Below are 23333 nucleotides of genomic sequence, written 5' to 3'. Positions count from 1 at the left end.
TCACTCATAAACGCACTTGGCCTTCGTAAACCCGCACGGCCGGACCGGTCATCATGACCGAATGACCGGGGCCGGCCCATTCGATGGACAGTCGCCCGCCCGGCAGGTCGATCAGCAGTGGCGAGTCCATCCAGCCCTGGCTGATGGCAGTGACGGCCGCGGCGCATGCCCCGGTGCCACAGGCCTGGGTTTCTCCCGCGCCGCGCTCCCAGACGCGCAGCTGGGCGCGCTGTCGGTCCACGACGTGAAGGAATCCCACGTTGACCCGTGCCGGAAAGCGCGGGTGGTGTTCGATTTTCGGACCCAACTCGTGGACCGGCGCGGCATTGATGTCATCCACGCGCAGCACGGCATGCGGATTGCCCATCGATACGGCCGACAACTCGATGGTCTGCTGGTCGACGTCGAGGTTATAGGTCATCGCCTGTTCAGCGGCTTCGAACGGGATTTCGGACGGTACGAAGCGAGGCGGCCCCATATCGACACAGATCTGCCCGTCATTTCGAATATCCAGCTCGATGATGCCGGCCTTGGTTTCGACCCGGATGCGACGCTTGGCGGTCAGGCGCTTGTCGAGCACGAAACGGGCAAAGCAGCGAGCGCCATTGCCGCACTGCTCGACTTCCGAACCGTCCGAGTTGAAGATCCGGTAGCGAAAGTCCACATCCGGATTGCTCGGCGCCTCGACCAGCAGCAACTGGTCGAAGCCGATCCCGGTGTGCCTGTCGCCCCACTGTTTGGCATGCTTGGGCTGGATGTGCGCGTGCTGGCTCACCAGGTCCAGGACCATGAAGTCGTTGCCCAGGCCATGCATTTTGGTAAAACGCAGCAGCATGGGTTTACTCCGGCAGCAGGCTTTCGCCGGCGTACAGCTCGGCAATGGTTTCGCGACGACGCACTTCGAAGACTTCGTTACCGTCGACCAGCACTTCAGCGGCGCGGCCGCGAGTGTTGTAGTTCGAACTCATGACGAACCCGTAGGCTCCCGCCGAATGCACGGCCAGCAGATCGCCTTCGGCCAGCGCCAGATTCCGGCCTTTTGCCAGGAAATCGCCGGTTTCGCAGATCGGTCCGACGATGTCGTAAGTACGCGGCTGCTCATCGCGCGGGCGCACGGCCGTCACGTCCATCCAGGCCTGATACAGCGCCGGACGAATGAGGTCGTTCATCGCCGCATCGACGATGGCGAAATCCTTGTGCTCGGTGTGCTTGAGGTACTCGACCTGAGTCACCAGCACGCCAGCGTTGGCGACGATGAAACGGCCCGGCTCGAAGACCAGACCCAGGTCACGACCTTCGAGACGCTCGCGCACGGCCTTGATGTAGTTGGCAGCCAGTGGCGGCTCTTCGTCGCGATAGCGCACGCCCAGTCCGCCGCCCAGATCGATATGGCGCAGGTGGATGCCGCAGTCGCCGAGACGGTCGACCAGGTCCAGCAGGCGGTCCAGCGCATCGATGAAAGGTTCAAGCGTCGTCAGCTGCGAACCGATGTGGCAGTCCACGCCGATCACTTCCAGGTTGGGAAGCTGGGAGGCGCGCACATACACGTCTTCGGCATCGGCGATGGCGATACCGAATTTGTTTTCCTTGAGGCCCGTGGAGATATACGGGTGGGTGCCGGCGTCGACGTCGGGGTTGACCCGCAACGAAATCGGGGCGCGCACGTTGAGTTCGGCAGCCACCACCTGCAGACGTTCGAGCTCGTCGGTGGACTCGACATTGAAGCAATGCACGCCGACTTCCAGCGCGCGGCGCATGTCGTCACGGGTCTTGCCGACACCGGAAAACACGATCTTGTCCGCCTGACCGCCGGCCGCCAGAACGCGCTCCAGCTCGCCTCGCGAAACGATGTCGAAACCGGCGCCCAGACGTGCCAGCACGTTGAGCACACCCAGGTTCGAGTTGGCCTTGACCGCGAAGCAGACCAGATGCGGCATGCCGCTCAGGGCGTCGGCGTAGGCACGGTATTGCGCTTCGATGTGAGCGCGCGAGTAAACATAAGTCGGCGTGCCGAAGCGTTCGGCAATGGCAGACAATGCCACTCCTTCCGCGAACAGCTCGCCGTCGCGGTAGTTGAAGGCGTCCATGAAAATCCCTTAAAGATGCTTGTGCGACTGCGATTTGTCGTGTTTTTCGGAGGCCTTGGCGTCGTCAGGCAGGTACAACGGGCCTTTCTGACCGCAGGCAGTAACCAGACAAGCCACCGCGACGAGCGCAGCAAGCGAAGAGATCAGGCGCTTCATGGCGAAATCCTTTGTAAAAGCGTTAATTGCGCCCGAGTATACCGGCCACCCGCCGGATTGCCTATGTAGTCTCCCGCCCGTCCGGCGGGCCTGCGCGGCGAATCCACGGCACCAGCGCGGTTCGCCGGCGAGCTTTTCGAAGCAGCGGTCGGCCAGCCTTTGCATTTGCCTTGCGGCCTCCGTATCTTGCGTGACTGCGTCATCTGCCGACATTTTTTCGAGGTTCCCGACATGAGTTTGACCGAAGCCCGCTTTCACGACCTGGTCGATGCGACCCAACAGGCGCTGGAAGATATTTTCGATGAAAGCGACCTGGACCTGGACCTTGAAAACTCCGCCGGCGTGCTGACCGTGAAATTCGAAAACGGCACGCAATTGATCTTCAGCCGGCAGGAGCCACTGCGCCAGCTCTGGCTGGCGGCGCGTTCGGGCGGCTTCCATTTCGACTACGACGAAGAACACGGCCGCTGGGCCTGCGATTCGACCGATGAGCTGTTGAGCGAAATGCTGACCCGTTTTACTCGCGAGCAGGCCGGCGTCGAGCTGGACTTCGACGAGATCTGATCGTGTCCCAGCCTTCTACCACGCCCCCACGGCCACCCAAGCCGCTGTTCAGCAATGTCAGCCCCGCCGTGCCGTCGCCCTGTGTCAGCCTGTGCCGTCTGGATGAACAGAAGGTTTGCCTCGGGTGCTTCCGCCATGTGGAGGATATTCGCGAATGGCGCTCGGCGGACGACGAGCGCCGGCGTCAGATTCGCCGCGAAGCGGACCAGCGCCGCCTGCACACCGGGCAGACCGGATAACGTCCCGTCGGGTTGTGCCGTCTCCACTCTGTTGGTAGCGTGAGAACCTGCTTCTCTTGAATAGAGGCCTATCAGAACCCCGCCCACGCTGGCGGGGTTTTGCTTTCATAACGTGCAGAACAGGAGTGAGCCCGGCATGAACACTACCCCTTCCATCATCCTTACCCGGCTCGATGTGCAACGTCTTGAGCGGCTGATCGACAGCCAGGACGAATCCAGCCCCGGCGTCAAAGCGCTGCAGGCCGAACTGGACCGCGCCGATCAAGTGGTCGGTCTCGACGAAGTGCCCGCGGGTCTGGTGACCATGAATTCGCGTGTGCACTGCCGCGAGGAAAGCAGCGGCAAGGATTACCACCTCAAACTCGTCTATCCGCAGGACGCGGGTGTCGAAGGCACGGTTTCGGTCCTGGCCCCGATAGGTTCCGCGCTCCTGGGTTTGCAGGTCGGCCAGCACATCGACTGGCCCGCGCCGGGCGGCAAGACGCTCAAGCTCACGCTGCTCGCGGTGGAATACCAGCCGGAAGCGGCGGGGGAGTATCAGTAGAGGCGCAAGTCGGTCAGGCGAAACGCTGGAGCAGAGTGACGACCACATAAACTGTCAGCGCAGTACTAGCCCCCAAGATAAAGGAAACCCGACCCTGTCGCGCGGGAGTCAGAGCCGCCTGACGCATTTCCTCTTGGAACGCCGATATCTCAGCGCGCAACTGGTCCAGATCTGAATTGTGCTCACCGCGGGAGGTATGCATGGCAGTCATCCTTTAATCAAAGAATTATGCAATAGTACGTTATCGCTGGAACCCATGTTGCAATGTGCACGCAATAGCGCGCGGTTTGTAGGAGCGGCTTTAGCCGCGATTAGCCGCACAGGCGCAGCATGTTCATCGCCTGATCAATTGTCTCGCGGCTAAAGCGGAACGCCGCCCGGCCGCTCCTACAGCTTCGCGACGTTTTAAAAACAATTATCCATCGCCTCATTCAGCAGCTTTTCCAGCTCCGCCTTGTGCTGCAGATACAGAATGCTCTGGCCGTGGCCGTCGTCGAACAAGCCGGACAGGTCCAGGTCGGTGATGTAGCAGCGGTAGCGCACGGGTTCGCGGCGTCTGGCGAGGATTTGCCGGGCCACTTCGGCATAGAGGCGCTCGCCGAATTCCAGTTCGGAGTACTCGCTGTTGTCGCAATAGAGCGTCACGCTGCGCTGGCCGGGCGAGGTTTCTTCGATGATTGCCTGCACGTCGTAAAACGCTCTGTGCCCCACGGTCGGCAATGGACGTGATTCGATTCGCCGCGCCCGACCGGCTCCCGATGGCAATAGCTCGTAATAAAGAATGTCCAGCGATGCCGGCTCGGCCGGGTCATCCAGCGCGATGGACGCGCCGCGCCGGTACACCAGCGCATGCAGGAAACGTTGCAGCGGCAGCAGCAGGCTCTGCTCATCGTGATAGGGCAAGCGCTGATGCCAGAGCGAGTTGTGCTCATCGAGCACATAAAGATCGGCTTCCGTTTCGTTCACCCGGTAGAACACCTGAATGCACTCCGGCTGCCCGAACGGCAGGATTAGCGCCAGGTCGTGGTCGTCAAGCGCTTGTGGGTCCAGATGCAGCGGGCTGTAACGCGGCAGCTCCTCGCCGAGATAGTTGAACAGCCCGCCCAGGCTGTTGACCACCACGTGAGTCACCTGCTCGGGGCGCATTTCCAATATGTGGTATTGCTGCTGGACCTGAATCAGGTAGCGGTGGTTCAAGCGCCGGGCATGCAGCAGGCGAGCCGTGCTGACCAGCTCTTCCACGCGTTGGGCTATCGCCGAGGCACGGTTATGGCAGAAGCAGCGGACGCGGATATGCGGCTCGACCGGGCTGGCGCTCAGCATGCCAAGCAGCTCGCTGATGCAGTCGAGCAGTGCATGCGGGCCATCGAAGCGACTGACCAGCGTCTCGTTCCAGCTGTTGAGCGTGATCTGATCCAGCGTCAGCACCAGGTTTTCCCGTACCCCGGCATAGCTGAGCGAGTCGGTACGCTCGGTGGTCATCAGGATGTTGAGGTCGCGGTGATGACGCAGCGGATCGACTCCGACGTTGACCAGCAGCAGGATTTCTTTCGGTCCGCTGGCCCTGAGCAGCATGTTATCGCCGACGTCGGCCAGCGGCAGCCTGATCGACTGCTGCAAGGCGCCCAGCAGATTGAAAAGCTCGAATTCGGTCAGATCGCTGGTGCCGGGGTGCAACGCCAGTCGCGTGGTCGCATCGATCACGCCGTTGCGATGGCACCAGGTCAGCAGCTCCAGCAGTTCGCGGCTGCGCTTGATAGGTGAGAAATTCTCCCATTCGTACACACCCAGATTGCCGTTGTACAACGCCCACTGGGTCTTGCCGGGCTCGCGCTTGTTGGGCGACTGCACCAGGGTCAGCGTGTCCTCGGCCAGGTCGGGAGCGATGCCGGGGTTGATGAACTCGATCTTGCCCGCCTTGCGTTCGAAGGCCGCATACAGACGCCGGCCGAGCACTTTCATATCCCGCGTGTCGATGACGTTTGCGATGTTGTGCAACCGGGCGAACAGGGTCAGGAAGCGGTAGCTGTAATTCAGTTCATTGACCAGCGAACGACGCTCATGCGCGACCTGACGGACTTTCCACTGGCTGCGGCTGTCGAGCAGCGCCAGTTGACGTGTATCCCAGCCCCATTCATGGGTCAGACGTTCCAGCAATTGCCGTTGCCAGCTGTTGTTGCGCTGCCGGGCAGGGCCGGTCAGCTTGCGATTGACCTTGAGGTACAGGCTGCGCCGCACCAGTTCCAGCCGCTCGGTCTCGCTGCGGGCCTGCAGATGCTCTTCGATCCTGCGGTACACGACCATATAGGGGTCGAGCTCGTCCAGGTCGAGGCGGTTGGCGAACACAGCCTGTTTGAATCGCATACTCAGACACTGCACGCTGGGGTATTCGCTGGAATACACTTCGATCAGCAGCAGCTTGAGGACCGATTTGTAGGGCGAGTCGAGTCCCTTGAACAACTGCCATAGACCGGCGCCGAGAAATTCGCCGGCCGGAATCTGTGCCATTGGCCCCAGATCGAGCACCTCGTCGGCGCGGATGAAACGCTTGGACAGCAGGGTGTGCGTGTAGTCCTCGTAGTTGTCTTCCTGATAGGCCGGAACCCGCCACCACATCGGCGTGCGCCCGGCCAGCCAGATGGCTGTGCGGTAAAACTCGTCCAGCAACAGAAAATGCTGGGTCGTCCCGCAGTCATCGGAGCTGAGCCGGGTGTCACGATCGCCGGCCTTGAAACGCTGCGGATCGATCAGAAAAAAATGCGCTTCGGCTCCCATCGTGGCGGCCCAGGCTTCCAGGGCTTGGCATTTGCGACGCAGCTCATCCAGCGCCTCGGCCGGCAGGTCGGAATCGTGGCAGACCCACACATCCATATCGCTCTGATCTGCCTGAGCGAGCGTACCCAGACTGCCCATCAGAAACAGGCCGTGAATCGGCTGGGGTGGGTTGCCACGGCGCGCCTTGTAGGAAAACGAGCGCGTCAGACGCTGGGCTTCGGCCAATGCCTGGGCATCGGGCTCGTAATGGGAGACTCCGGCCGGGGTGCTGCTCGAAACATAACCGGGCAGGAGCGGGTGGTTGACGTGGAAGAACAATGGCAGCAGGGTCAGAACGGTCTGCTGACGTGTCGATAAACCTTCCATGGCGCGGGCATATCGCCCGTCATTAAGGTTCAGGAAACGGTCTCGCAGCTGGCTGAGTACCTTGCGGTCGATGCCCTCATCCAGGTCAGGGCGAATTTCAAGGTTATGCGTCATCGCGACTCAAAGCATCTGGCCGACAGGCGGCGAAGTTGTGAGCAAGATGGCGAAGAAGTACAGCCGAGGGATGTCGGGATTCTGGCGCCAATTTTCTTTATCGACCGATCATCCTGGAAATGTAGGGGCCGTCACAAATTTTTATGCAGCCCCGACGTGTTTACGCAGCTTTCGAAGAGACGTTGAGAATCGTCAGCAGTGCCTGAGCATGCTCGGCGGCCTCGTGCCCAAGGCTCGTCAGGTAGCCGCCATCGACCTGATCGGTAAGGCCTTTCTCGAACAGTCTTTGTGCAGCCGCAATCGCCGAGGGCGCCGCCACATGATGGTGGACCTTCAGGCCTTCCTGGGTATTGGCAAGGTTGTACAGCGCAAGAATTTCCAGTTCGGCAACCAGTTCAGGGGTATACGACATAGGTGCTCCCGACTTGTCTGTGGATAGACGCCATCGCACTCCGGCGCGAAAGCCCCGGACCGGTACGGGCCGCGGGCTCTAGCAGTGTAGTCAGGCTCTGGACGTCTTGCGCAACCGGGCGAGGGTTATTTTTCCGGGGGCAGTTCCGGCAGCGCGCGAAGCGCGGTTTCGTACCATTGCGTATCGAATGGCCGATCTGCCTTGAGCATTGCGTTGATTTCGTACGCCAGTACATGCGCCATCAACTCGAGGATGTCGTCACGCTCGTAGCCCACCAGCGTCAGCTTGTTGAGCGTTGCCTTGGCGGCCGGAGGGTTATCCGCTTCGATCTGATTCTCGATGGCCTGAATCAGGGTTGAAGCCGCGAACGCCTCTTCGTCTTGGTCGGGTTCGTTGTCTAGCAGATCGGTCATGATAATTCCTCGCGTTGGACACGCATTTTACTTCAAACCTGTCACTGATTTCGGATGGAACGGTAGGACATGTCTATAAATCGCTTCGATAACGTTAACGTACTGACAAGGCCGGAAATATAAGTACATTGCTGCGCCAGAAACACTACTGGAGGTCTAGGAGGCCTGATGTTCAAGCTGTACGGATACGCGGCAAGCAATTACTTCAACATGGTGCAACTGGCGCTGCTGGAAAAGCAGCTGCCGTTCGAGACTGTGCATCTGCATGGGTGCCAGAGTCCGGAAGTGCTGGAAATCAGCGCCCGAGGCAAAGTCCCAGTACTGGGCACACCGGAGGGCTTTATCAGTGAGACCGACGTGATTCTGCGCTATCTCGAGGAAACATTTCCCGAGCGGCCGCTGGTGCCTTCGGACGCTTTTTCCCGGGCGCAGATGTGGACTGTCGTGAAGGAGATCGAGCTGTACATCGAACTGCCCGCGCGGATGTGCTACGCCGAGGTGATCTTTGGTGGACGCCCGACCCCGCATGACCTCAGGCTCAAGGCACGCAGGGATCTGATCAAGGGTTTTGCCGCGTTGGCCCAGCGCGCCCGGTTCACCCCTTATGTCGCGGGCGAGCGCTTCTCCGTGGCGGACATCTACTTCCTGTACACCGTGGATCTGGCGCAGCGCGTAGGCCAGGAGCTGTTCGGACTGGACTTTCTGGCAGACATGCCCAAGGCACAGGCGTTGCTGGATCGCCTGGCCTTCAATGAAAACGTGCAGCGAGTCGCCGAAGCCCGGCAGGCCGACTGGCCTCGATTCCTGGCTGCCGTCCAGGCCGTGGCGCGAGCAGCAGGATAGCAACGCCCCGTAGGAGCGGATTCATCCGCGATCGGCTGCATGGCAGCCGAAGATGTCGCGAGCAAGCTCCCTCCCACAAAATCTCAGTGATCTGTGGGACGGAGCTTGCTGGCGACGAAGGCCGCAGAGCGCTGTGGATCAACGCCCCGCCAGCAGCGCCTGACCGCGAGCGACCGCCGCACGTACCTGCTCCGGAGCAGTGCCGCCGATGTGGTTGCGGGCGTTGACCGAACCTTCGAGCGTCAGCACGGCGAACACGTCCTGCTCGATCTGGTCGCTGAACTGGCGCAATTCGTCCAGGCTCATTTCAGCCAGATCCTTACCGGTTTCCACACCGTATTTCACCGCGTGGCCAACGATCTCGTGGCAGTCGCGGAATGGCAGGCCACGGCGCACCAGGTAGTCGGCCAGATCGGTCGCGGTGGAGAAGCCCCGCAGCGCCGCTTCGCGCATGATTGCGTGCTTGGGCTTGATGGCCGGCACCATGTCGGCGAACGCACGCAGCGAGTCGCGCAACGTATCCGCGGCGTCGAACAGCGGTTCCTTGTCTTCCTGGTTGTCCTTGTTGTACGCCAGCGGCTGGCCCTTCATCAGGGTCAGCAGGCCCATCAGGGCGCCGAACACACGGCCGCTCTTGCCGCGGACCAGCTCAGGAACGTCCGGATTCTTCTTCTGCGGCATGATCGAACTGCCGGTGCAGAAGCGGTCCGGCAAATCGATGAACTGGAACTGAGCGCTGGTCCACAGCACCAGCTCTTCGGAGAAACGCGACAGGTGCATCATCGCCAGCGAGGCAGCGGAGCAGAATTCGATGGCGAAATCGCGATCCGAAACGCCATCCAGCGAGTTGCCCCCCACGACGTCGAAGCCCAGCAGCTTGCAGGTCAGCTCGCGATCGATCGGGTAGGTGGTGCCGGCCAGCGCCGCGCTGCCGAGCGGCATGCGGTTGAGGCGCTTGCGGCAATCGACCAGACGTTCGTGGTCGCGGCTGAGCATTTCGAACCAGGCCAGCATGTGGTGGCCGAACGTCACCGGCTGAGCCGTCTGCAAGTGAGTGAAGCCCGGCATGATGGTGTCGGCCTCACGCTCGGCCAGTCCCAGCAGACCCTGCTGCAGGCGAGTGATCTCGCTCAGGATCAGGTCGATTTCGTCACGTAACCACAAGCGGATATCGGTCGCGACCTGATCGTTGCGGCTGCGACCGGTGTGCAGTTTCTTGCCGGTAATGCCGATGCGATCGGTAAGACGTGCTTCGATGTTCATGTGCACGTCTTCCAGGTCGACGCGCCATTCGAACTGGCCGGCCTCGATTTCGCCCTGGATGGTCTTGAGGCCATCGATGATGGTGTCGCGCTCGGCATCGGTCAGCACACCGACGTGCGCCAGCATGGTGGCGTGGGCAATCGAACCCATGATGTCGTGACGGTACAGGCGTTGGTCGAAAGTGACGGAGGCGGTGAAGCGCGCGACGAAGGCGTCGACGGGTTCACTGAAGCGGCCGCCCCAGGACTGGTTGGTCTTGTCGGTGCTCATGGTTTCGCTCGTTGCTCTGCTGGAAAGTGGCGTGCCCGGAAACGCGGCACAAGAACGGAGGCGATGATAACAGGGTTGTCGCTTTTTTATCCCCGGACGGCTTGCCGCTGGCGAGGTCCGGGACGAGACTGGAGTCATGCGAACAGACCGCCCCGACCCGGCCGCCGGGCCAGCAACCGGCAAAGAGTTTTTCCTCCCTGAATTGTGCCTGCCGCAGGCGTTGCTGGTGCTTGTCGTGCTGGCCGAGCTACTGGTGCTGGTATTGGTACTGGTCGAGCCCATGTATTCAGGCTTCGACTGGGTGCGGCTGGCGCTGATGTCTCTCTTCGTGCAATGGATCGTGCTGTTGTCGGCCGGCCTGCTGTGCGGATTGCGACCTTGGCTGGCGCGTCTTCCCGCCGGGCTGGCGGGGCTGATCGGCTGTGTTCTGGTAGTGGCCGTGACAGTGCTGTGCACGGCAGTCACGGATATCTGCCAGCTAACCGGGCGGATTTCCGTGAACGGGATGGTCGAGCGCTACATCCGCTATGCGCTGATCGCGCTGATCATGTCGGCGCTGGTGCTGCGCTATTTCTATCTGCAGAGCCAGTGGCGCAAGCAACAGCAAGGTGAGTTGCAGGCCCGGATCGAGTCGCTGCAAGCGCGCATCCGGCCGCACTTTCTGTTCAACACGCTCAACAGCATCGCAAGCCTGGTAGCAACCCATCCGGCCAGAGCGGAGCAGGCTGTGCTGGATCTTTCGGACCTGTTCCGAGCAAGCCTGGCAAGTCCCGGCAGCCTGGTGACCTGGGGTGAGGAACTGGCTTTGGCGAAACGATATTTATCGATTGAGCAATATCGTCTCGGCGAGCGTCTACAGTTGGACTGGAGGGTGAACACAATTCCCGATGACTTGCCGATTCCCCAGCTAACCTTGCAGCCATTGCTGGAAAACGCGTTGATCTATGGTATTGCCCCGCGAGTGGAAGGGGGCGTGGTCCGGGTCGAAGCAGACTACAGAGGGGGAGAGCTCATGTTGTGCGTCAGCAATCCCTTTGAAGAAGTTGCCACACGGCAGACTTCCCACGGTACGCAGCAGGCCCTGATAAATATAGGTGCCCGTCTTACGGCACTTTTTGGGCCGCACGCCAGTCTGAGCGTGGAGCGCCGTGACGGTCGTCACTACACCTGTCTACGCTATCCTTGTGCGAGACTCACGCAGGAAGCCAGAGCTATATGAATGTCCTGATCGTTGATGACGAACCCCTGGCCCGCGAGCGACTGAGCCGATTGGTCGGCGAAATCGAGGGTTACAGGGTACTTGAACCCAGCGCCGCCAATGGTGAAGAGGCCTTGGCGCTGATTGAAAACCTGAAGCCGGATGTCGTTCTGCTCGACATTCGCATGCCAGGTATTGATGGCCTGCAAGTGGCCGCCAAATTGTGCGAGCGCGAGGCGCCTCCCGCGGTGGTGTTCTGCACGGCCCATGACGAATTCGCGCTCGATGCCTTTCAAGTCAGCGCTGTCGGCTACCTGGTCAAGCCTGTGCGGCCCGAAAACCTCGTCGAGGCGTTGAAGAAGGCCGAGCGGCCCAACCGGGTGCAGCTCGCGGCCATGACGCGTCCCGCGGCAGAAAGTGGCAGCGGCCCGCGTAGTCATATCAGCGCCAGGACGCGCAAGGGCATCGAGCTGATTCCGCTGGACCAGGTCATTTTCTTCATCGCCGATCACAAGTACGTCACGCTGCGGCATGACGGCGGCGAGGTTCTACTGGACGAGCCGCTCAAGGCGCTGGAAGACGAATTCGGCGACCGCTTCGTGCGTATCCACCGCAACGCACTGGTGGCCCGCGAGCGCATCGAGCGGCTGCAACGCACGCCACTGGGGCATTTCCAGCTGTTCCTCAGGGGGCTCAATGGCGATGCGCTCATCGTCAGCCGGCGTCATGTGGCCGGTGTTCGCAAGATGATGCAACAGCTCTGAAGACAGTCGGACTCGCGGGCTTTCATCGCTCGCGATGCCCATGCCACGGGGCGCGGGAGCCAGCTCGCCGACCAGCCCCACTGCCTGTTACCTGACCCGCAATGGATTGATCCGGATCAGCCGGATGATGCCGCTGTTCGGCGAACACTGAAGTCGCGCGGGCGTAGCTGTTATTATCCGTCGCATCTATCAAGTACGGATTGTTCAATGTCTTCTCGCGAAATCCGCATTGCCACTCGCAAGAGTGCGCTCGCTCTCTGGCAAGCCGAGTACGTCAAAGCCAGGCTCGAACAGGCTCATCCGGGCCTGGTCGTCACGCTGGTACCCATGGTCAGTCGCGGCGACAAGCTGCTGGACTCTCCGCTGTCGAAAATCGGCGGCAAGGGCCTGTTCGTCAAAGAGCTGGAAACTGCTCTGCTCGAAAACGAAGCCGACATCGCCGTGCACTCGATGAAGGACGTCCCGATGGACTTCCCCCAGGGCCTGGGGCTGTTCTGCATCTGCGAGCGCGAAGATGCCCGCGATGCCTTTGTGTCCAATACCTATTCGAGCTTCGAGCAATTGCCCGCCGGCAGCATCGTCGGTACCTCCAGCCTGCGTCGCCAGGCACAGCTGCTGGCGCGGCGTCCGGACCTGACCATCCATTTCCTGCGCGGCAACGTCAACACACGCCTGGCGAAGCTGGACTCGGGCGAATACGACGCGATCATCCTGGCCGCCGCAGGGCTTATCCGCCTGGGCTTCGAAGACCGGATCACGGCTCCGATCAGCGTCGAGGACAGCCTGCCAGCGGGGGGGCAGGGCGCTGTCGGTATCGAATGTCGTAGCGTCGACGCGGAAATCCACGCGCTACTGGCCCCGCTGCATCACGCCGACACCGCTGTGCGGGTGATCGCCGAGCGCTCGCTGAACAAGCATCTGAACGGCGGTTGCCAAGTGCCGATTGCCTGTTACGCAGTGCTTGAGGGCGATCAGGTCTGGTTGCGCGGGCTGGTTGGCGCGCCGTCGGGCGAAGTGCTGCTGCGGGCCGAGGCCCGTGCGCCACAGACCGCGGCGCAGGCGCTGGGTGTGGAAGTCGCCGAAGCCTTGCTGGCCCAGGGCGCGGACAAGATTCTCAAAGCCATCTACGGCGCGGCCGACGAAGAATGAGTGGCTGGCGCCTGCTGCTGACCAGACCGGCCCAGGAGTCGGCCGCACTTGCGGAAACTCTGGGCGCCGAAGGTATTTTCACCAGCAGCCTGCCCTTGCTCGAAACCGAACCTCTGGAACTGACCCCGGCGCAGCGCTCGGCCATTTACACGCTGCTCGACTATTCTGCGGTCATTGTTGTCAGCAAGCCGGCTGCCCGGCTGGCAGTCGAGCTGATCGACGAAGTGTGGCCGCAGCCGCCCATGCAGCCGTGGTTCAGTGTCGGCGAAGCGACCGGCCGCATCCTGGCGGACTATGGTCTGGATGTGACCTGGCCCGCCGAAGGCGATGACAGCGAAGCCTTGCTCGAACTCGCGGCCTTGAAAGCGGTGGCTGCCCAGCCTGACAGCCGGGTGCTGATCATGCGCGGCGAAGGCGGAAGGGAATGGCTGGCCGAGCGTCTGGCCGAGTTGGGAGTGGAAGTCGATCACCTGCCGTTGTACCGCCGCTTCCTGCCGGCGTACCCGCCCTCGGCGCTGCCCGCCCTCGTGGATGTGGAACGCTTGAACGGGCTGGTGGTCAGCAGTGGGCAGGGATTCGAGCATCTGCTCGAACTTGCGGGGGACTCCTGGCCGCGACTGGCTCAATTGCCTCTGTTCGTGCCAAGTGTGCGGGTCGCCGAAATGGCCCGCGCAGCTGGCGCCTCGACTGTTATTGACTGCCATGGCGCAAGCGCCGTGGCATTGCTGGCGGCGTTGCGCGATCAACCGCAACCCGCCGTCAAGGCGTACTGACCGACATTGCGTCGTAACGTAATACGCCAACATGCAAAGGATGGATACGTGAGCGAAACAGCCTTGCCCAAAGACGAAGAATCGGTCATCAAGACACCGACATCCAGTCCTGATCCGATACGCCCCGAGCGCCCCGCCAACCGCAACAGTGGCCTGGTCATTCTGGCATTGCTGCTGGGTCTGGCGGGCATTGCCGTCGCCGGCTGGGGCGTCTGGCAGCTGCGCATGCTGCAGGCCGGCCATCAGCAGCAGCGCGGACAAGTCCAGAACATCGCCGAGCAGACCCTTGCGCTCGCCCAGAGCGACCAGCAACTGACCGCACGCCTGGCACAGTTCCCGCCGGCGGATCAGCTGGAAGACAGCCGCCGGCTCGTCGCTCAGTTGCAGGGCGATCAGCAGCGCCTCAGCCAGCGTCTGGAAACCGTGCTGGGCGCCAGCCGCAAGGACTGGCGACTGGCCGAGGCCGAGCACCTGCTGCGTCTGGCGATCCTGCGCCTGTCGGCGTTGCAGGACATCAACAGCGCCCTGGCGCTGGTGCAAGGCGCGGACGAGATTCTGCGCGAACAGGACGATCCTGGCTCCTTCGCCGCCCGCGAACAGCTGGCGCGCAGCCTCGCGGCGTTGCGTGGCATCGAGCAACCTGATCGCACCGGCCTGTTCCTGCAACTGGCCGCCCTGCGCGATCAGGCTGTCCAGCTCAACAAACTGGCGCCTGAGTACGAAGACAAGGGCGGCTCGTTGCTGGGCCTGACGTCCGAAAGCTCCGAAGACAGCTACTGGACCCGCTGGTGGAACCAGATCTCCCACTACTTCCGCATCGACTTCAACGCCGACAAGGACATTCGCCCTGTACTGGCCGGACAAGGGCTGGCACATGTTCGTCTGGCGCTGAGTCTGGCACTGGAGCAGGCCCAGTGGGCCGCGCTCAACGGCGAGCCACAGGTTTATGCTAAGGCGATCACCGAAGCGAAAAGCGTGCTCCAGGCCAATTTCAGCCAGGACGATCCGCAGAGCAAGGTCATCGGCGAGCGTCTGGATGAACTGGCGAACCAGCCTGTCGCTGTGGTCACGCCTGATCTGGCGCAGAGTCTGAGTGCAGTGCAGGCCTACCTCGAGCGCCGTCATGCCTCGCCTGAGTCCGCGGCGGAGCAGCGGGGTATCAGCCCATGAGACGTCTCTATGTCCTGCTGTTCATCGCAATCGCGGCCGCGGCTCTGATCGGTATCGCCGTCGCTCAGCATTCCGGCTACGTGCTGATCGCGTACCAGAACTTCCGTTACGAATCGAGCCTGTGGGCGACTCTGGCGTTACTGGTGATCATTCTGCTGATCGTGTACCTGATTCGCGGCCTGATCACCTTGCTGACAACCTCTGGAGGCGTGGTCAACCCCTGGTCGAGGCGCAATCGGAGTCGTCGCGTGCAGGTCGCGATCGAACAAGGACAGATGGATCTGGCCGAAGGTCGCTGGGCCAGCGCGCAACGCCATTTGCACCGCGCCGCCGAAGCCGACCCGCAGCCGCTGCTCTATTACCTCGGTGCCGCGCGCGCGGCGAACGAACAGGGCCGCTACGAAGAATGCGACACCCTTCTGGAGCGCGCGCTGGAACGTCAGCCGCAGGCCGAACTGGCGATTGCCCTGAGCCACGCGCAACTGCAACAGGACCGGGGCGATACGGATAACGCGCTGGTGACCCTGCAAGCCATGTATGCGCGCCATCCGCACAACCCGCAGGTCCTGCGTCAGTTGCAGCGGCTTCATCAGCAGCGAGGCGAGTGGCCGGAAGTGATCCGCATGCTCCCGGAGCTGCGCAAGGACAAGGTGCTGCCCCCCAAGGAGCTGGCCGAACTGGAGCGTCGCGCCTGGGGCGAGAATCTGACGCTCGCGGCCTGGCAACCCACTGACGGGGGCGAGGTGACTGGCCTTGCGTCGCTGGACAATGCCTGGAAAGGTCTGACCTCCGCCCAACGTCAGGAGCCGCAGCTGGTACTGGCTTATGCCGAGCAGTTACGCCGGCTGGGCGCCGATGCGCAGGCCGAGGAAGTGCTGCGCGCCGCGCTCAAGCGCGACTACCACAGCCATCTGGCGCGTTTGTACGGGCTGGTGCGCGGTAGCGACCCTTCGAAGCAATTGCAGGCTGCCGAAAGCTGGCTCAAGCAGCATCCCGATGATCCGAGCCTGCTGCTCAGCCTGGGACGGATCTGTCTGCAAAGTCGTCTATGGGGCAAGGCTCGCGACTATCTGGAAAGCAGCCTGCGCATGCAGCGCAACCCGGAGACCTGTGCCGAGCTAGCCCGCTTGCTCGGTCAACTGGGCGAGACGGAGCGCAGCAATCAGCTGTTCCAGGAAGGTCTGGGCATGCTCGACGAGCGCTTCCTCGCCCGTCCGGTTCCAGCACTGACCAACGCCTGACGATTCAGCAGGGTCCGTCGGGCCCTGCTTCCCGGAGCGTGACGCGTCACGCCGCCTGTGAACTTCGACTAACGATTTTTCCTACATTTTGTTATGAAAAAGCCGTTCCACCGTATGCACCGTTTCTCGCTAAAACAGCGAAGAGTCCGTACTTCCTTGCCTTGATAGCGTCTGCCGCTTTCCTCTACCGTAATCGTCTATGTCTTTGGTTACGGATTTGCCATGTGCCTGGCTTGCGCACGTTCCCTGTTTCTGTCTGCTTTCATCGCATGTGCACTGATTCTCGGCGCCACTTTCTATCTGCAACTGGGGGTCGGTCTCGACCCCTGCCTGTTGTGCATCACTCAGCGGGCAATGCTGGCCGCCACTGCCGTGCTGTGCCTGGCGGCGGCATGCCATGCGCCCACCGTGAAAGGCTGCAGGCGCTACGGTGTCGTCATGTTTCTGGTTGCGCTATGCGGCGCGTGCGTAGCGGGCGGCCAGGTCTGGCTACAGACCGCGACGGACGATCAGGTCGTGCCGATCATTGCCCGTATCGAAACCGCGCTCAGCGCTCTATCGGTGGACAGGTGGATTGATCGCATGGGCAGCGAGTTCAGGTTCTGCGCTGAAATAAACTGGACCCTGTTCGGCTTCAGCCTGCCCGAATGGAGCCTGCTCGCATTCGTGGCACTCATGCTGCTGGCTTGCTACCCGGTTTTTGCCAGTCGCAAACATCATCCGGTTACCGAAGGTCGGGTCGGGGATTAAACGCTTGTATGAACTTTATCTCCTGCGTAACTTGATGGCCTTGTCGTGCGGGCATAATCTGGCCGCACGCGTCATTGGAAGTATGCAGTCCTGGCGCTTGTCAAACAGGTTCCTATGCAAACACTAGGGCCGGAACAGGACCGCATGCCCCTGAAGGGAAGAGAAATCATCATGTTGGAAAGCTGTCAGAACGCTCAGGAACGATGGGGCGGAGTCAATCTGCTGATTGACCGCTGGTTGCAGGATCGCCACGAACTGATCAAAGCGTACGATGCGCTGGGCGACACGCCTGAAGCATTGGCGGCCGATCTTGATGCACTTCAGAGATTCTGCGAAATCCTTGTCGATTACGTGTCGGCGGGGCATTTCGAGGTCTACGAACAACTGAGCAACGAGGCCAAGGCGTTCAACGATGAACGTGGCCTGGAACTCGCTGACACGATTTATCCTCGCCTGGATGCCATCACCAAATTCGCCCTGGCCTTCAACGATCGCTGCGACAAGGGCGACTGCTCCGATTGCTCCGTTGTCGCCAGCGAATTCAACAAGCTGGGCGGCCTGTTGCACGAGCGCTTCGAACTGGAAGACTGCCTGATCGAAGTCCTGCACAACTCCCACAAGGAGGAAGTCGCGGCTCAGGCCTGACAGAATCCTGCTTGGAACCCGTCATGGCCAAAGGTGCGTTCGCGCCCTTGGCATGCTGACGCGTCCGGCCCGATCAGTCCGAGACGGCGATCAGCTCGATCTCGAAAACCAGAGGCGTGAACGGGTCGATAAGATCGCCCGCGCCTTCCGCGCCGTAAGCCTGGTCGGACGGGATCACCAGTCGCCATTTGGCGCCCACCGGCATCTCCTGCAACGCCGTCGTCCAGCCGCTGATGACACTGTCGAGGCGGAACCATTGCGGACGCTTGCTCTGATCGAACACGGTCCCATCCGGTAACCGTCCGACATATTGCACTTCGACACGACCGCTCGGATCCGGCTTGGGGCCGTTACCCGGCGCCAGTTCTGTCATCAGGATGCCGTCCCCCAGCACCTTCACGCCCGGCTTGGCTTTTTCGGCATCCATGAAACGATGCTCCGCGCTCAGGGCAGCTTCGCTCTGGGGATCCGGCAATCCGGATGCTTCGGCTTGCGCCATGGCCGCGTCGTGTTCACGCAGGATCTGGTCGATGCGCTCCTGCTTCAAGGCCAGCGGCTTGTTCTGGTAGGCCTGCTGAAGGCCGTCGACCAGTGCCTTGAGGTCCAGATCAGGCACCTCCTGTTGCAGACGCTCGCCCAGACTGGCACCAAGGCTGTAGGCCAGGTCGTGGGCGTCGGCCGGAGCGGCAGTTTCGGCCGCCTGGGCCAAGGGCAGCAGCAGGAACAATGACGTTAACCAGTAGCGCGACATGAATGCTCTCCAGCCTGGGAAGGCAGGGATTATGCCAGCGCCAGTTCGTACTTTCGTGATTATGGATAATGTTTCACCGCCCGTTCGCAAGCGCCGAGTCAAACATTTTCCGGGGTATGCAACAGGGTGCCTGCGATGCTGTCAAGATGCCCTAGCCGCGGTTCGGGCAGAGGTCTAGTATGAGCCGCAAATTCGTCAGCCAGGAGGTAAGTCATGTCGGCAAAAAAGAAGCCAGTAAACACTCCGCTACACCTGCTCGAGCAACTGTCGGGCAGCTTGCTTGAACATCTGGAAGACGCCTGTTCGAAAGCCCTGGCCGATGCCGAGAAGTTGCTCGCCAAGCTGGAAAAACAACGTGTGAAAGCACAGGACAAACTGCACAAGTCACGCAGCAAAGTGCAGGACGCCGCAGCTGTCGGCAAGGCCAAGGCGCAGAAGAAAGCCAAGGGCCTGACCACCGAGCTGGAAGAGCTGCTGGACGAACTCAAGAATCGCCAGACCGAAACCCGCGCCTACATTCTGCAACTCAAGCGCGACGCCCAGGAAAGCCTGAAACTCGCCCAAGGCGTCGGTCGCGTCAAAGAGGCTGTCGGCAAAGTGCTGGCCGCTCGTGAAGCCAAGCCTGCCACGCCAGTAAAAGTCGCAACCAAACCCGCCGCCTCCAAGCCTGCCGCCAAACCGAGCGCGGCGAAGATTGCCGCGTCCAAGGCGCCCGCCAAAGCGACCGTCGCCAAGCCTGTTGCCAAGGCAGCGCCTGTGCCGGCCAAGCCGACCGCGAGCAAACCCGCAGTCAAAGCGCCCGCCAAACCGGCTGCGACCAAAGCCGCTCGCCCTGCCGCCAAATCGGCTCCGCAGCCCACTGCGAGTACCGCACCGCAACCTGTGACCAAGGCGCCCGCCAAGCCGAGAACCCGCGCCATCCCCAAGCCGACAGCGACAAAGGCTGCCGCGAAGCCCGTTGCCAGACGCGTGAGCAAGCCTGCCACGGATGCGTCCGCGATCCAGCCATCCGCCACAGCCCCAGAGACTCCGAATTCGGCGACCAGCAACGGCGCGACGCCACCCAGCGCCTCCTAAGCGCCAGGCTCGGCCTGCCCGGCAGCGGCGCGCAGAACCTGCAGCGCGCCGCTGTTGGCACTTCCGGCACTGCCCGCCAGTGCGCTGAGCCATTCTCTGTCGCCATTTCCGTCCGTCACGGCCCACTTCAGGGCCAGCGTCTCCAGATCGATCAGCAACTGCCGCTCGGCATCCAGCTCCAGCGCCTTGACGCGCTCGCGCAGCCGCGCCAGAGCAATGTTGTGTTGCGCCGCCTGTTTCCAGCCGGTACGCACCTCGCGCAGCGGACGCACTACGTCATCGTGCCAGGGCTCAGCCAGCCCGATCACTTCCCGCAGGCGCTCTGGCGAGCAGGCGACGCCGCGCAGATCAAGCCAGACCCCACACAGCAGCATGCAGACGTTGGCGCCATCGGCCTGCAATGTGAGACAGGCCTGCTCGACACCCGGCCGCGCGTAAAAATCGAGGGTGAAACTCCAGAGGTCAGAAGGCATAGTGAGCAACCTGTCCGGGACGAAGCTGGTAGACTCCGCCGCCATTATGATTCGACTTCAAAGCCTTACCTTACAGCGTGGTCCGCAACGTCTGCTAGAAGACGCCGAGCTGACTTTGCACGCCGGCCAGAAAGCCGGCCTGATCGGTGCCAACGGCGCCGGTAAATCCAGCCTGTTCGCGCTGCTGCGCGGCGAACTGGCGCCCGACTCCGGAGACTGTCTGCTCCCGGCCGACTGGCGCATCGCGCACATGCGTCAGGAGGTCGACACCCTCGAACGCCTGGGCGTGGATTACGTGCTCGATGGCGACGTGCGCTTGCGCGAGATCCAGCGTCAGTTGGCCGAAGCCGAGGCGGCACAGGATGGCTCTGCGCAGGCGCGCCTGCACGCTGAACTCGACAGTGCCGACGGATATACCGCCGATGCGCGCGCCCGCAAGCTGCTGGCCGGGCTGGGTTTCACCAACGAGCAGATGGAGCGTCAGGTCGGCAGCTTTTCCGGCGGCTGGCGGATGCGCCTGAACCTGGCTCAGGCCTTGATGTGTCCTTCGGATCTGCTGCTGCTCGACGAACCGACCAACCACCTGGACCTCGATGCGATCCTGTGGCTTGAGGAATGGCTCAAGAGCTATCCCGGCACGCTGCTGCTGATCTCCCACGACCGGGATTTCCTCGATGCTGTCGTGGACCATATCGCCCACGTCGAGCAACGCAAGATCACGCTTTATCGCGGCGGCTACAGCGCGTTCGAGCGCGCCCGCGCCGAACGCCTGGCGCAACAGCAGCAGGCGTACGAAAAGCAGCAGGCGCAGCGCGCGCACATGGAAAAGTACATCGCCCGCTTCAAGGCTCAGGCGACCAAGGCGCGCCAGGCCCAAAGCCGTATCAAGGCACTGGAACGCATGGAAGAGCTGTCGGCGGCCCACGTCGACTCACCGTTCAACTTCGTATTCCGCGAGTCCGACAAGCTGTCGCGGCCGCTGCTGGACCTTTCCGATGCACGTCTGGGTTATGGCGACAAAACCATTCTGGAGAAGGTCAAGCTGCAACTGGCACCGGGCGCCCGGATCGGTCTGCTGGGCCCGAACGGTGCCGGCAAGTCCACTCTGATCAAGAACCTGGCCGGCGAGCTGTCTCCGCAAAGCGGCCGGCTGGTGCGCGGCGAGAACCTCAGCGTCGGTTATTTCGCCCAGCACCAGCTCGACTCGCTGGACGCCAAGGCCAATCCCTTGCTGCATCTGCAACGTCTGGCGCCGACCGAGCGTGAGCAGACACTCCGGGATTTCCTGGGTGGTTTCGACTTCCGGGGCGCTCGCCTCGACGAGCCCGTGGTGAATTTTTCCGGCGGCGAAAAGGCCCGCCTGGCACTGGCACTGATCGCCTGGGAAAAACCCAACCTGCTGCTGCTCGACGAACCTACCAACCACCTGGATCTGGAAATGCGCCTGGCGTTGACCATGGCGCTCCAGGAATTCAGTGGCGCGGTATTGGTGGTCTCTCACGATCGTCATCTGCTCAAGAGCACCACCGACGATTTTCTGCTGGTGGCCGACGGTCGCGTGCAGGAATTCGACGGCGATCTGGACGACTACACCCGCTGGCTCGCCGATTACCGCGTGCGCAACGCGCCGGTCAGCACAGCGCCGGTCAACGCCGACAAGACCGACAAGAAAGCCCAGCGCCAGCAAGCCGCGGCATTGCGGCAACAGTTGGCGCCGCACAAGCGTGAGGCCGAGAAGCTTGAGAAGGAGCTTGGCACCCTTCACGAAAAACTGGCTGCAATCGAAGCAGCCTTGGCCGACAGCGCGAACTACGAAGCGGCGAACAAGGACAAATTGCGTGAGCTGCTGGCCGAACAGGCCAGACTGAAAACCCGCGAATCCGAACTGGAGGAAGCGTGGATGGAAGCCCTGGAGCTGCTGGAATCGATGCAGGCCGAGCTCGAAGCGCTGTCGTGATGAAGGTTGGAAGGTGATGGAAGTCTTTGGTCTCCCGGTCGCCCCGCACTGGATCGAACCGATCCTGCTGGGCGTGCAAATACTGTTGATCCTGCTGGCTGGCTACCTCCTGCAACGGGTCGTCGGACGTTTCCTGACCGGGCTGGGCGAACGTTACCCGCTGCCTCCGGAGCTGCTGGTTCCGGTGCGCGGAACGCTCCGCTGGCTGATCATGGGCAGCGCGTGCGTATTCGTGCTGGGGCGCCTTGGCGTATCGGCAACGGTACTGTGGACCGCGCTGTCAGGCTTTGTGGCAGTGGCGGCGGTTGCCTTCTTCGCCATGTGGAGCGTGCTCTCCAACCTGCTGTGCGCGATCATGATCTACACCATCGGCCCGTTCCGCATCGGCGACGTCGTGGAGCTGGTTGACACTCTGGACAAGCCGGGCGTGAAGGGCAGGGTGGTCGCGATCAACCTGATGTTCACGACCCTGATCGAAGTGCCGGAGGCCGGCGGCACGCTGGTGCAGGTACCTAACAGTCAGTTCTTCCAGAAATCGGTGCGGCGCTGGCGCGGCAGCGACGTGCTGCCTCAGGTATCGGTCGAAAAGTCGCTGGGCGAGTAGCATTCCCGAAGGCCACCCATTAAGTTATCGGGCATCTGATTTTGCCTGGAGCGCATGATGGAACTTGAAACCTGGCTGGGATTCCTTGCCGCGAGCTGGATCATCAGCCTGTCCCCCGGCGCGGGGGCCATCGCCTCCATGTCGTGCGGCCTGCAATATGGCTTCTGGCGCGGGTACTGGAACGCGCTGGGTCTGCAAATCGCACTGGTGGCGCAGATCGCCGTGGTGGCAGCCGGGCTTGGCGCGGTGCTGGCTGCTTCCGAAGTGGCCTTCACCCTCATCAAGTGGTTCGGCGTCGGCTATCTGGTCTATCTGGGCATCAAGCAATGGCGTGCCCAGCCCGCTGACCTTGCCGACGAATCGACGATCCGTCCGATCGGCAAGCCCTTGAGCCTGATGTTCAGAGGGTTTCTGGTCAACATCAGCAACCCGAAGGCGCTGGTGTTCATGCTCGCGATCCTGCCGCAATTCATCGACCCCGCCGCGCCTTTGCTGATCCAGTACGTGATCATCGCGGCAACCATGGTATCGGTGGATCTGATCGTAATGGCCGGCTACACCGGGCTTGCCGCCAAGGTGCTTCGCGCGTTGAGGACACCCACGCAGCAGCGCCGGCTCAATCGCACTTTTGCCAGTCTGTTCGTGGGGGCTGCCGGCTTCCTGGCGACCTTGCATCGCGGGACGGCTTGAGGGGAATGTAAAACGGCTCTCGAACGCCGAGAGCCGTTTTCAGCA

25 protein-coding genes are annotated in these 23333 nt (G+C 61.9%); 16 read left to right on the top strand and 9 right to left on the bottom strand.

Annotation, left to right across the window (positions count from 1 at the left end; translation table 11 throughout):
- Positions 1 to 4 precede the first annotated feature (4 nt).
- The 3 genes from dapF to lptM are packed head-to-tail and all read right to left on the bottom strand — an operon-like array spanning position 5 to position 2243.
- Positions 5 to 835, bottom strand: coding sequence for a diaminopimelate epimerase (gene dapF / locus TRP66_RS11810; protein WP_333401864.1), 831 nt, complete (start codon positions 833 to 835; stop codon positions 5 to 7).
- 4 nt (positions 836 to 839) lie between these two features.
- On the bottom strand, positions 840 to 2087 hold the full coding sequence (lysA, locus tag TRP66_RS11805; RefSeq protein WP_333401862.1) for a diaminopimelate decarboxylase: 1248 nt from the start codon (positions 2085 to 2087) through the stop codon (positions 840 to 842).
- Between the two features lie 9 nt (positions 2088 to 2096).
- A complete protein-coding gene (lptM, locus tag TRP66_RS11800) occupies positions 2097 to 2243 on the bottom strand; it encodes an LPS translocon maturation chaperone LptM (protein WP_333401860.1) in 147 nt (48 codons plus the stop codon).
- A gap of 231 nt (positions 2244 to 2474) precedes the next feature.
- Between lptM and cyaY the strand changes: the two genes are divergently transcribed.
- The 3 genes from cyaY (at position 2475) to rnk (ending at position 3590) form a co-directional block, all read left to right on the top strand.
- On the top strand, positions 2475 to 2807 hold the full coding sequence (gene cyaY / locus TRP66_RS11795; RefSeq protein WP_333401858.1) for an iron donor protein CyaY: 333 nt from the start codon (positions 2475 to 2477) through the stop codon (positions 2805 to 2807).
- Between the two features lie 2 nt (positions 2808 to 2809).
- Positions 2810 to 3046 (top strand): DUF1289 domain-containing protein, encoded by a 237-nt coding sequence (locus tag TRP66_RS11790; protein WP_333401856.1) that lies wholly within the window; start codon positions 2810 to 2812, stop codon positions 3044 to 3046.
- Between the two features lie 136 nt (positions 3047 to 3182).
- Positions 3183 to 3590 (top strand): nucleoside diphosphate kinase regulator, encoded by a 408-nt coding sequence (gene rnk, locus TRP66_RS11785; RefSeq protein WP_333401854.1) that lies wholly within the window; start codon positions 3183 to 3185, stop codon positions 3588 to 3590.
- Positions 3591 to 3995: 405 nt separating this feature from the next.
- On the opposite strand, the gene TRP66_RS11780 is transcribed toward rnk, so the two are convergent.
- The 3 genes from TRP66_RS11780 to TRP66_RS11770 all read right to left on the bottom strand — a co-directional run bounded on the left by TRP66_RS11780 (position 3996) and on the right by TRP66_RS11770 (position 7670).
- Complete coding sequence (locus TRP66_RS11780; protein WP_333401852.1) at positions 3996 to 6845, bottom strand: class I adenylate cyclase; 2850 nt, start codon at positions 6843 to 6845, stop codon at positions 3996 to 3998.
- 160 nt (positions 6846 to 7005) lie between these two features.
- Entirely contained in the window at positions 7006 to 7257 is a 252-nt protein-coding gene (locus TRP66_RS11775; RefSeq protein WP_333401850.1) for a TIGR02647 family protein, read from the bottom strand.
- 125 nt (positions 7258 to 7382) lie between these two features.
- Complete coding sequence (locus TRP66_RS11770; protein ID WP_333401848.1) at positions 7383 to 7670, bottom strand: hypothetical protein; 288 nt, start codon at positions 7668 to 7670, stop codon at positions 7383 to 7385.
- Between the two features lie 168 nt (positions 7671 to 7838).
- Between TRP66_RS11770 and TRP66_RS11765 the strand changes: the two genes are divergently transcribed.
- Positions 7839 to 8513, top strand: coding sequence for a glutathione S-transferase family protein (locus TRP66_RS11765; protein ID WP_333401846.1), 675 nt, complete (start codon positions 7839 to 7841; stop codon positions 8511 to 8513).
- Positions 8514 to 8651: 138 nt separating this feature from the next.
- Here the strand turns inward: TRP66_RS11765 and argH are convergent, their stop codons facing one another.
- Positions 8652 to 10046 carry an argininosuccinate lyase gene (argH, locus tag TRP66_RS11760; RefSeq protein ID WP_333401845.1) on the bottom strand — a complete coding sequence of 465 codons (1395 nt, stop codon included), beginning with the start codon at positions 10044 to 10046 and terminating at the stop codon, positions 8652 to 8654.
- 136 nt (positions 10047 to 10182) lie between these two features.
- On the opposite strand from argH, the gene TRP66_RS11755 reads away from it, so the two are divergent.
- From TRP66_RS11755 to rsd, 8 genes are all read left to right on the top strand, one after another.
- Positions 10183 to 11265, top strand: coding sequence for a sensor histidine kinase (locus TRP66_RS11755; protein ID WP_333401844.1), 1083 nt, complete (start codon positions 10183 to 10185; stop codon positions 11263 to 11265).
- A complete protein-coding gene (locus tag TRP66_RS11750; protein ID WP_333401843.1) occupies positions 11262 to 12008 on the top strand; it encodes a LytR/AlgR family response regulator transcription factor in 747 nt (248 codons plus the stop codon). Before TRP66_RS11755 ends, TRP66_RS11750 begins: the two co-directional genes overlap by 4 nt.
- 207 nt (positions 12009 to 12215) lie before the next feature.
- Complete coding sequence (hemC, locus tag TRP66_RS11745; RefSeq protein ID WP_333401842.1) at positions 12216 to 13157, top strand: hydroxymethylbilane synthase; 942 nt, start codon at positions 12216 to 12218, stop codon at positions 13155 to 13157.
- The gene (locus TRP66_RS11740) at positions 13154 to 13930 is read left to right on the top strand and encodes a uroporphyrinogen-III synthase (RefSeq protein WP_333401841.1); all 777 of its coding nucleotides are present in this window, start codon (positions 13154 to 13156) and stop codon (positions 13928 to 13930) included. The genes hemC and TRP66_RS11740 overlap by 4 nt, the downstream gene beginning before the upstream one ends.
- Before the next feature lie 48 nt (positions 13931 to 13978).
- Complete coding sequence (locus TRP66_RS11735; RefSeq protein WP_333401840.1) at positions 13979 to 15100, top strand: uroporphyrinogen-III C-methyltransferase; 1122 nt, start codon at positions 13979 to 13981, stop codon at positions 15098 to 15100.
- Positions 15097 to 16341: a heme biosynthesis protein HemY gene (locus TRP66_RS11730; protein ID WP_333401839.1), complete on the top strand. Its 1245-nt coding sequence runs from the start codon at positions 15097 to 15099 to the stop codon at positions 16339 to 16341. The genes TRP66_RS11735 and TRP66_RS11730 overlap by 4 nt, the downstream gene beginning before the upstream one ends.
- A gap of 222 nt (positions 16342 to 16563) precedes the next feature.
- Complete coding sequence (locus TRP66_RS11725) at positions 16564 to 17091, top strand: disulfide bond formation protein B (protein WP_333401838.1); 528 nt, start codon at positions 16564 to 16566, stop codon at positions 17089 to 17091.
- Between the two features lie 171 nt (positions 17092 to 17262).
- A complete protein-coding gene (gene rsd / locus TRP66_RS11720) occupies positions 17263 to 17736 on the top strand; it encodes a sigma D regulator (RefSeq protein WP_333401837.1) in 474 nt (157 codons plus the stop codon).
- Positions 17737 to 17809: 73 nt separating this feature from the next.
- On the opposite strand, the gene TRP66_RS11715 is transcribed toward rsd, so the two are convergent.
- Positions 17810 to 18487, bottom strand: a complete 678-nt coding sequence (locus TRP66_RS11715; RefSeq protein WP_333401836.1) for an FKBP-type peptidyl-prolyl cis-trans isomerase — start codon at positions 18485 to 18487, stop codon at positions 17810 to 17812.
- A gap of 213 nt (positions 18488 to 18700) precedes the next feature.
- Here TRP66_RS11715 and TRP66_RS11710 point away from each other — a divergent pair, with 213 nt between their 5' ends.
- Positions 18701 to 19564, top strand: coding sequence for an AlgP family protein (locus tag TRP66_RS11710; protein WP_333401835.1), 864 nt, complete (start codon positions 18701 to 18703; stop codon positions 19562 to 19564).
- Here TRP66_RS11710 and TRP66_RS11705 read toward each other — a convergent pair.
- The gene (locus TRP66_RS11705; RefSeq protein WP_333401834.1) at positions 19561 to 20037 is read right to left on the bottom strand and encodes a TIGR02444 family protein; all 477 of its coding nucleotides are present in this window, start codon (positions 20035 to 20037) and stop codon (positions 19561 to 19563) included. The genes TRP66_RS11710 and TRP66_RS11705 overlap by 4 nt on opposite strands.
- A 46-nt stretch (positions 20038 to 20083) precedes the next feature.
- Between TRP66_RS11705 and TRP66_RS11700 the strand changes: the two genes are divergently transcribed.
- The 3 genes from TRP66_RS11700 to TRP66_RS11690 are packed head-to-tail and all read left to right on the top strand — an operon-like array spanning position 20084 to position 23288.
- Positions 20084 to 21994 carry an ATP-binding cassette domain-containing protein gene (locus TRP66_RS11700; RefSeq protein ID WP_333401833.1) on the top strand — a complete coding sequence of 637 codons (1911 nt, stop codon included), beginning with the start codon at positions 20084 to 20086 and terminating at the stop codon, positions 21992 to 21994.
- A 16-nt stretch (positions 21995 to 22010) separates the two neighbouring features.
- Entirely contained in the window at positions 22011 to 22598 is a 588-nt protein-coding gene (locus tag TRP66_RS11695) for a mechanosensitive ion channel family protein (protein WP_333401832.1), read from the top strand.
- Positions 22599 to 22655: 57 nt separating this feature from the next.
- Positions 22656 to 23288, top strand: coding sequence for a LysE family transporter (locus TRP66_RS11690; protein ID WP_333401831.1), 633 nt, complete (start codon positions 22656 to 22658; stop codon positions 23286 to 23288).
- Positions 23289 to 23333 lie beyond the last annotated feature (45 nt).

Source organism: Pseudomonas sp. JDS28PS106 (genome assembly GCF_036706555.1).
Classification (GTDB): Bacteria; Pseudomonadota; Gammaproteobacteria; order Pseudomonadales; family Pseudomonadaceae; genus Aquipseudomonas.
This window is presented reverse-complemented; position numbering and strand designations above follow the sequence as displayed.

Excerpts from the sequence above, each read along its gene's own strand:
- dapF (WP_333401864.1), bottom strand. The coding sequence starts at position 835 with ATGCTGCTGCGTTTTACCAAAATGCATGGCCTGGGCAACGACTTCATG.
- lysA (WP_333401862.1), bottom strand. The coding sequence starts at position 2,087 with ATGGACGCCTTCAACTACCGCGACGGCGAGCTGTTCGCGGAAGGAGTG.
- lptM (WP_333401860.1), bottom strand. The coding sequence starts at position 2,243 with ATGAAGCGCCTGATCTCTTCGCTTGCTGCGCTCGTCGCGGTGGCTTGT.
- cyaY (WP_333401858.1), top strand. The coding sequence starts at position 2,475 with ATGAGTTTGACCGAAGCCCGCTTTCACGACCTGGTCGATGCGACCCAA.
- rnk (WP_333401854.1), top strand. The coding sequence starts at position 3,183 with ATGAACACTACCCCTTCCATCATCCTTACCCGGCTCGATGTGCAACGT.
- TRP66_RS11780 (WP_333401852.1), bottom strand. The coding sequence starts at position 6,845 with ATGACGCATAACCTTGAAATTCGCCCTGACCTGGATGAGGGCATCGAC.
- TRP66_RS11775 (WP_333401850.1), bottom strand. The coding sequence starts at position 7,257 with ATGTCGTATACCCCTGAACTGGTTGCCGAACTGGAAATTCTTGCGCTG.
- TRP66_RS11770 (WP_333401848.1), bottom strand. The coding sequence starts at position 7,670 with ATGACCGATCTGCTAGACAACGAACCCGACCAAGACGAAGAGGCGTTC.
- TRP66_RS11765 (WP_333401846.1), top strand. The coding sequence starts at position 7,839 with ATGTTCAAGCTGTACGGATACGCGGCAAGCAATTACTTCAACATGGTG.
- argH (WP_333401845.1), bottom strand. The coding sequence starts at position 10,046 with ATGAGCACCGACAAGACCAACCAGTCCTGGGGCGGCCGCTTCAGTGAA.
- TRP66_RS11755 (WP_333401844.1), top strand. The coding sequence starts at position 10,183 with ATGCGAACAGACCGCCCCGACCCGGCCGCCGGGCCAGCAACCGGCAAA.
- TRP66_RS11750 (WP_333401843.1), top strand. The coding sequence starts at position 11,262 with ATGAATGTCCTGATCGTTGATGACGAACCCCTGGCCCGCGAGCGACTG.
- hemC (WP_333401842.1), top strand. The coding sequence starts at position 12,216 with ATGTCTTCTCGCGAAATCCGCATTGCCACTCGCAAGAGTGCGCTCGCT.
- TRP66_RS11740 (WP_333401841.1), top strand. The coding sequence starts at position 13,154 with ATGAGTGGCTGGCGCCTGCTGCTGACCAGACCGGCCCAGGAGTCGGCC.
- TRP66_RS11730 (WP_333401839.1), top strand. The coding sequence starts at position 15,097 with ATGAGACGTCTCTATGTCCTGCTGTTCATCGCAATCGCGGCCGCGGCT.
- TRP66_RS11725 (WP_333401838.1), top strand. The coding sequence starts at position 16,564 with ATGTGCCTGGCTTGCGCACGTTCCCTGTTTCTGTCTGCTTTCATCGCA.
- rsd (WP_333401837.1), top strand. The coding sequence starts at position 17,263 with ATGTTGGAAAGCTGTCAGAACGCTCAGGAACGATGGGGCGGAGTCAAT.
- TRP66_RS11715 (WP_333401836.1), bottom strand. The coding sequence starts at position 18,487 with ATGTCGCGCTACTGGTTAACGTCATTGTTCCTGCTGCTGCCCTTGGCC.
- TRP66_RS11710 (WP_333401835.1), top strand. The coding sequence starts at position 18,701 with ATGTCGGCAAAAAAGAAGCCAGTAAACACTCCGCTACACCTGCTCGAG.
- TRP66_RS11705 (WP_333401834.1), bottom strand. The coding sequence starts at position 20,037 with ATGCCTTCTGACCTCTGGAGTTTCACCCTCGATTTTTACGCGCGGCCG.
- TRP66_RS11700 (WP_333401833.1), top strand. The coding sequence starts at position 20,084 with ATGATTCGACTTCAAAGCCTTACCTTACAGCGTGGTCCGCAACGTCTG.
- TRP66_RS11695 (WP_333401832.1), top strand. The coding sequence starts at position 22,011 with ATGGAAGTCTTTGGTCTCCCGGTCGCCCCGCACTGGATCGAACCGATC.
- TRP66_RS11690 (WP_333401831.1), top strand. The coding sequence starts at position 22,656 with ATGGAACTTGAAACCTGGCTGGGATTCCTTGCCGCGAGCTGGATCATC.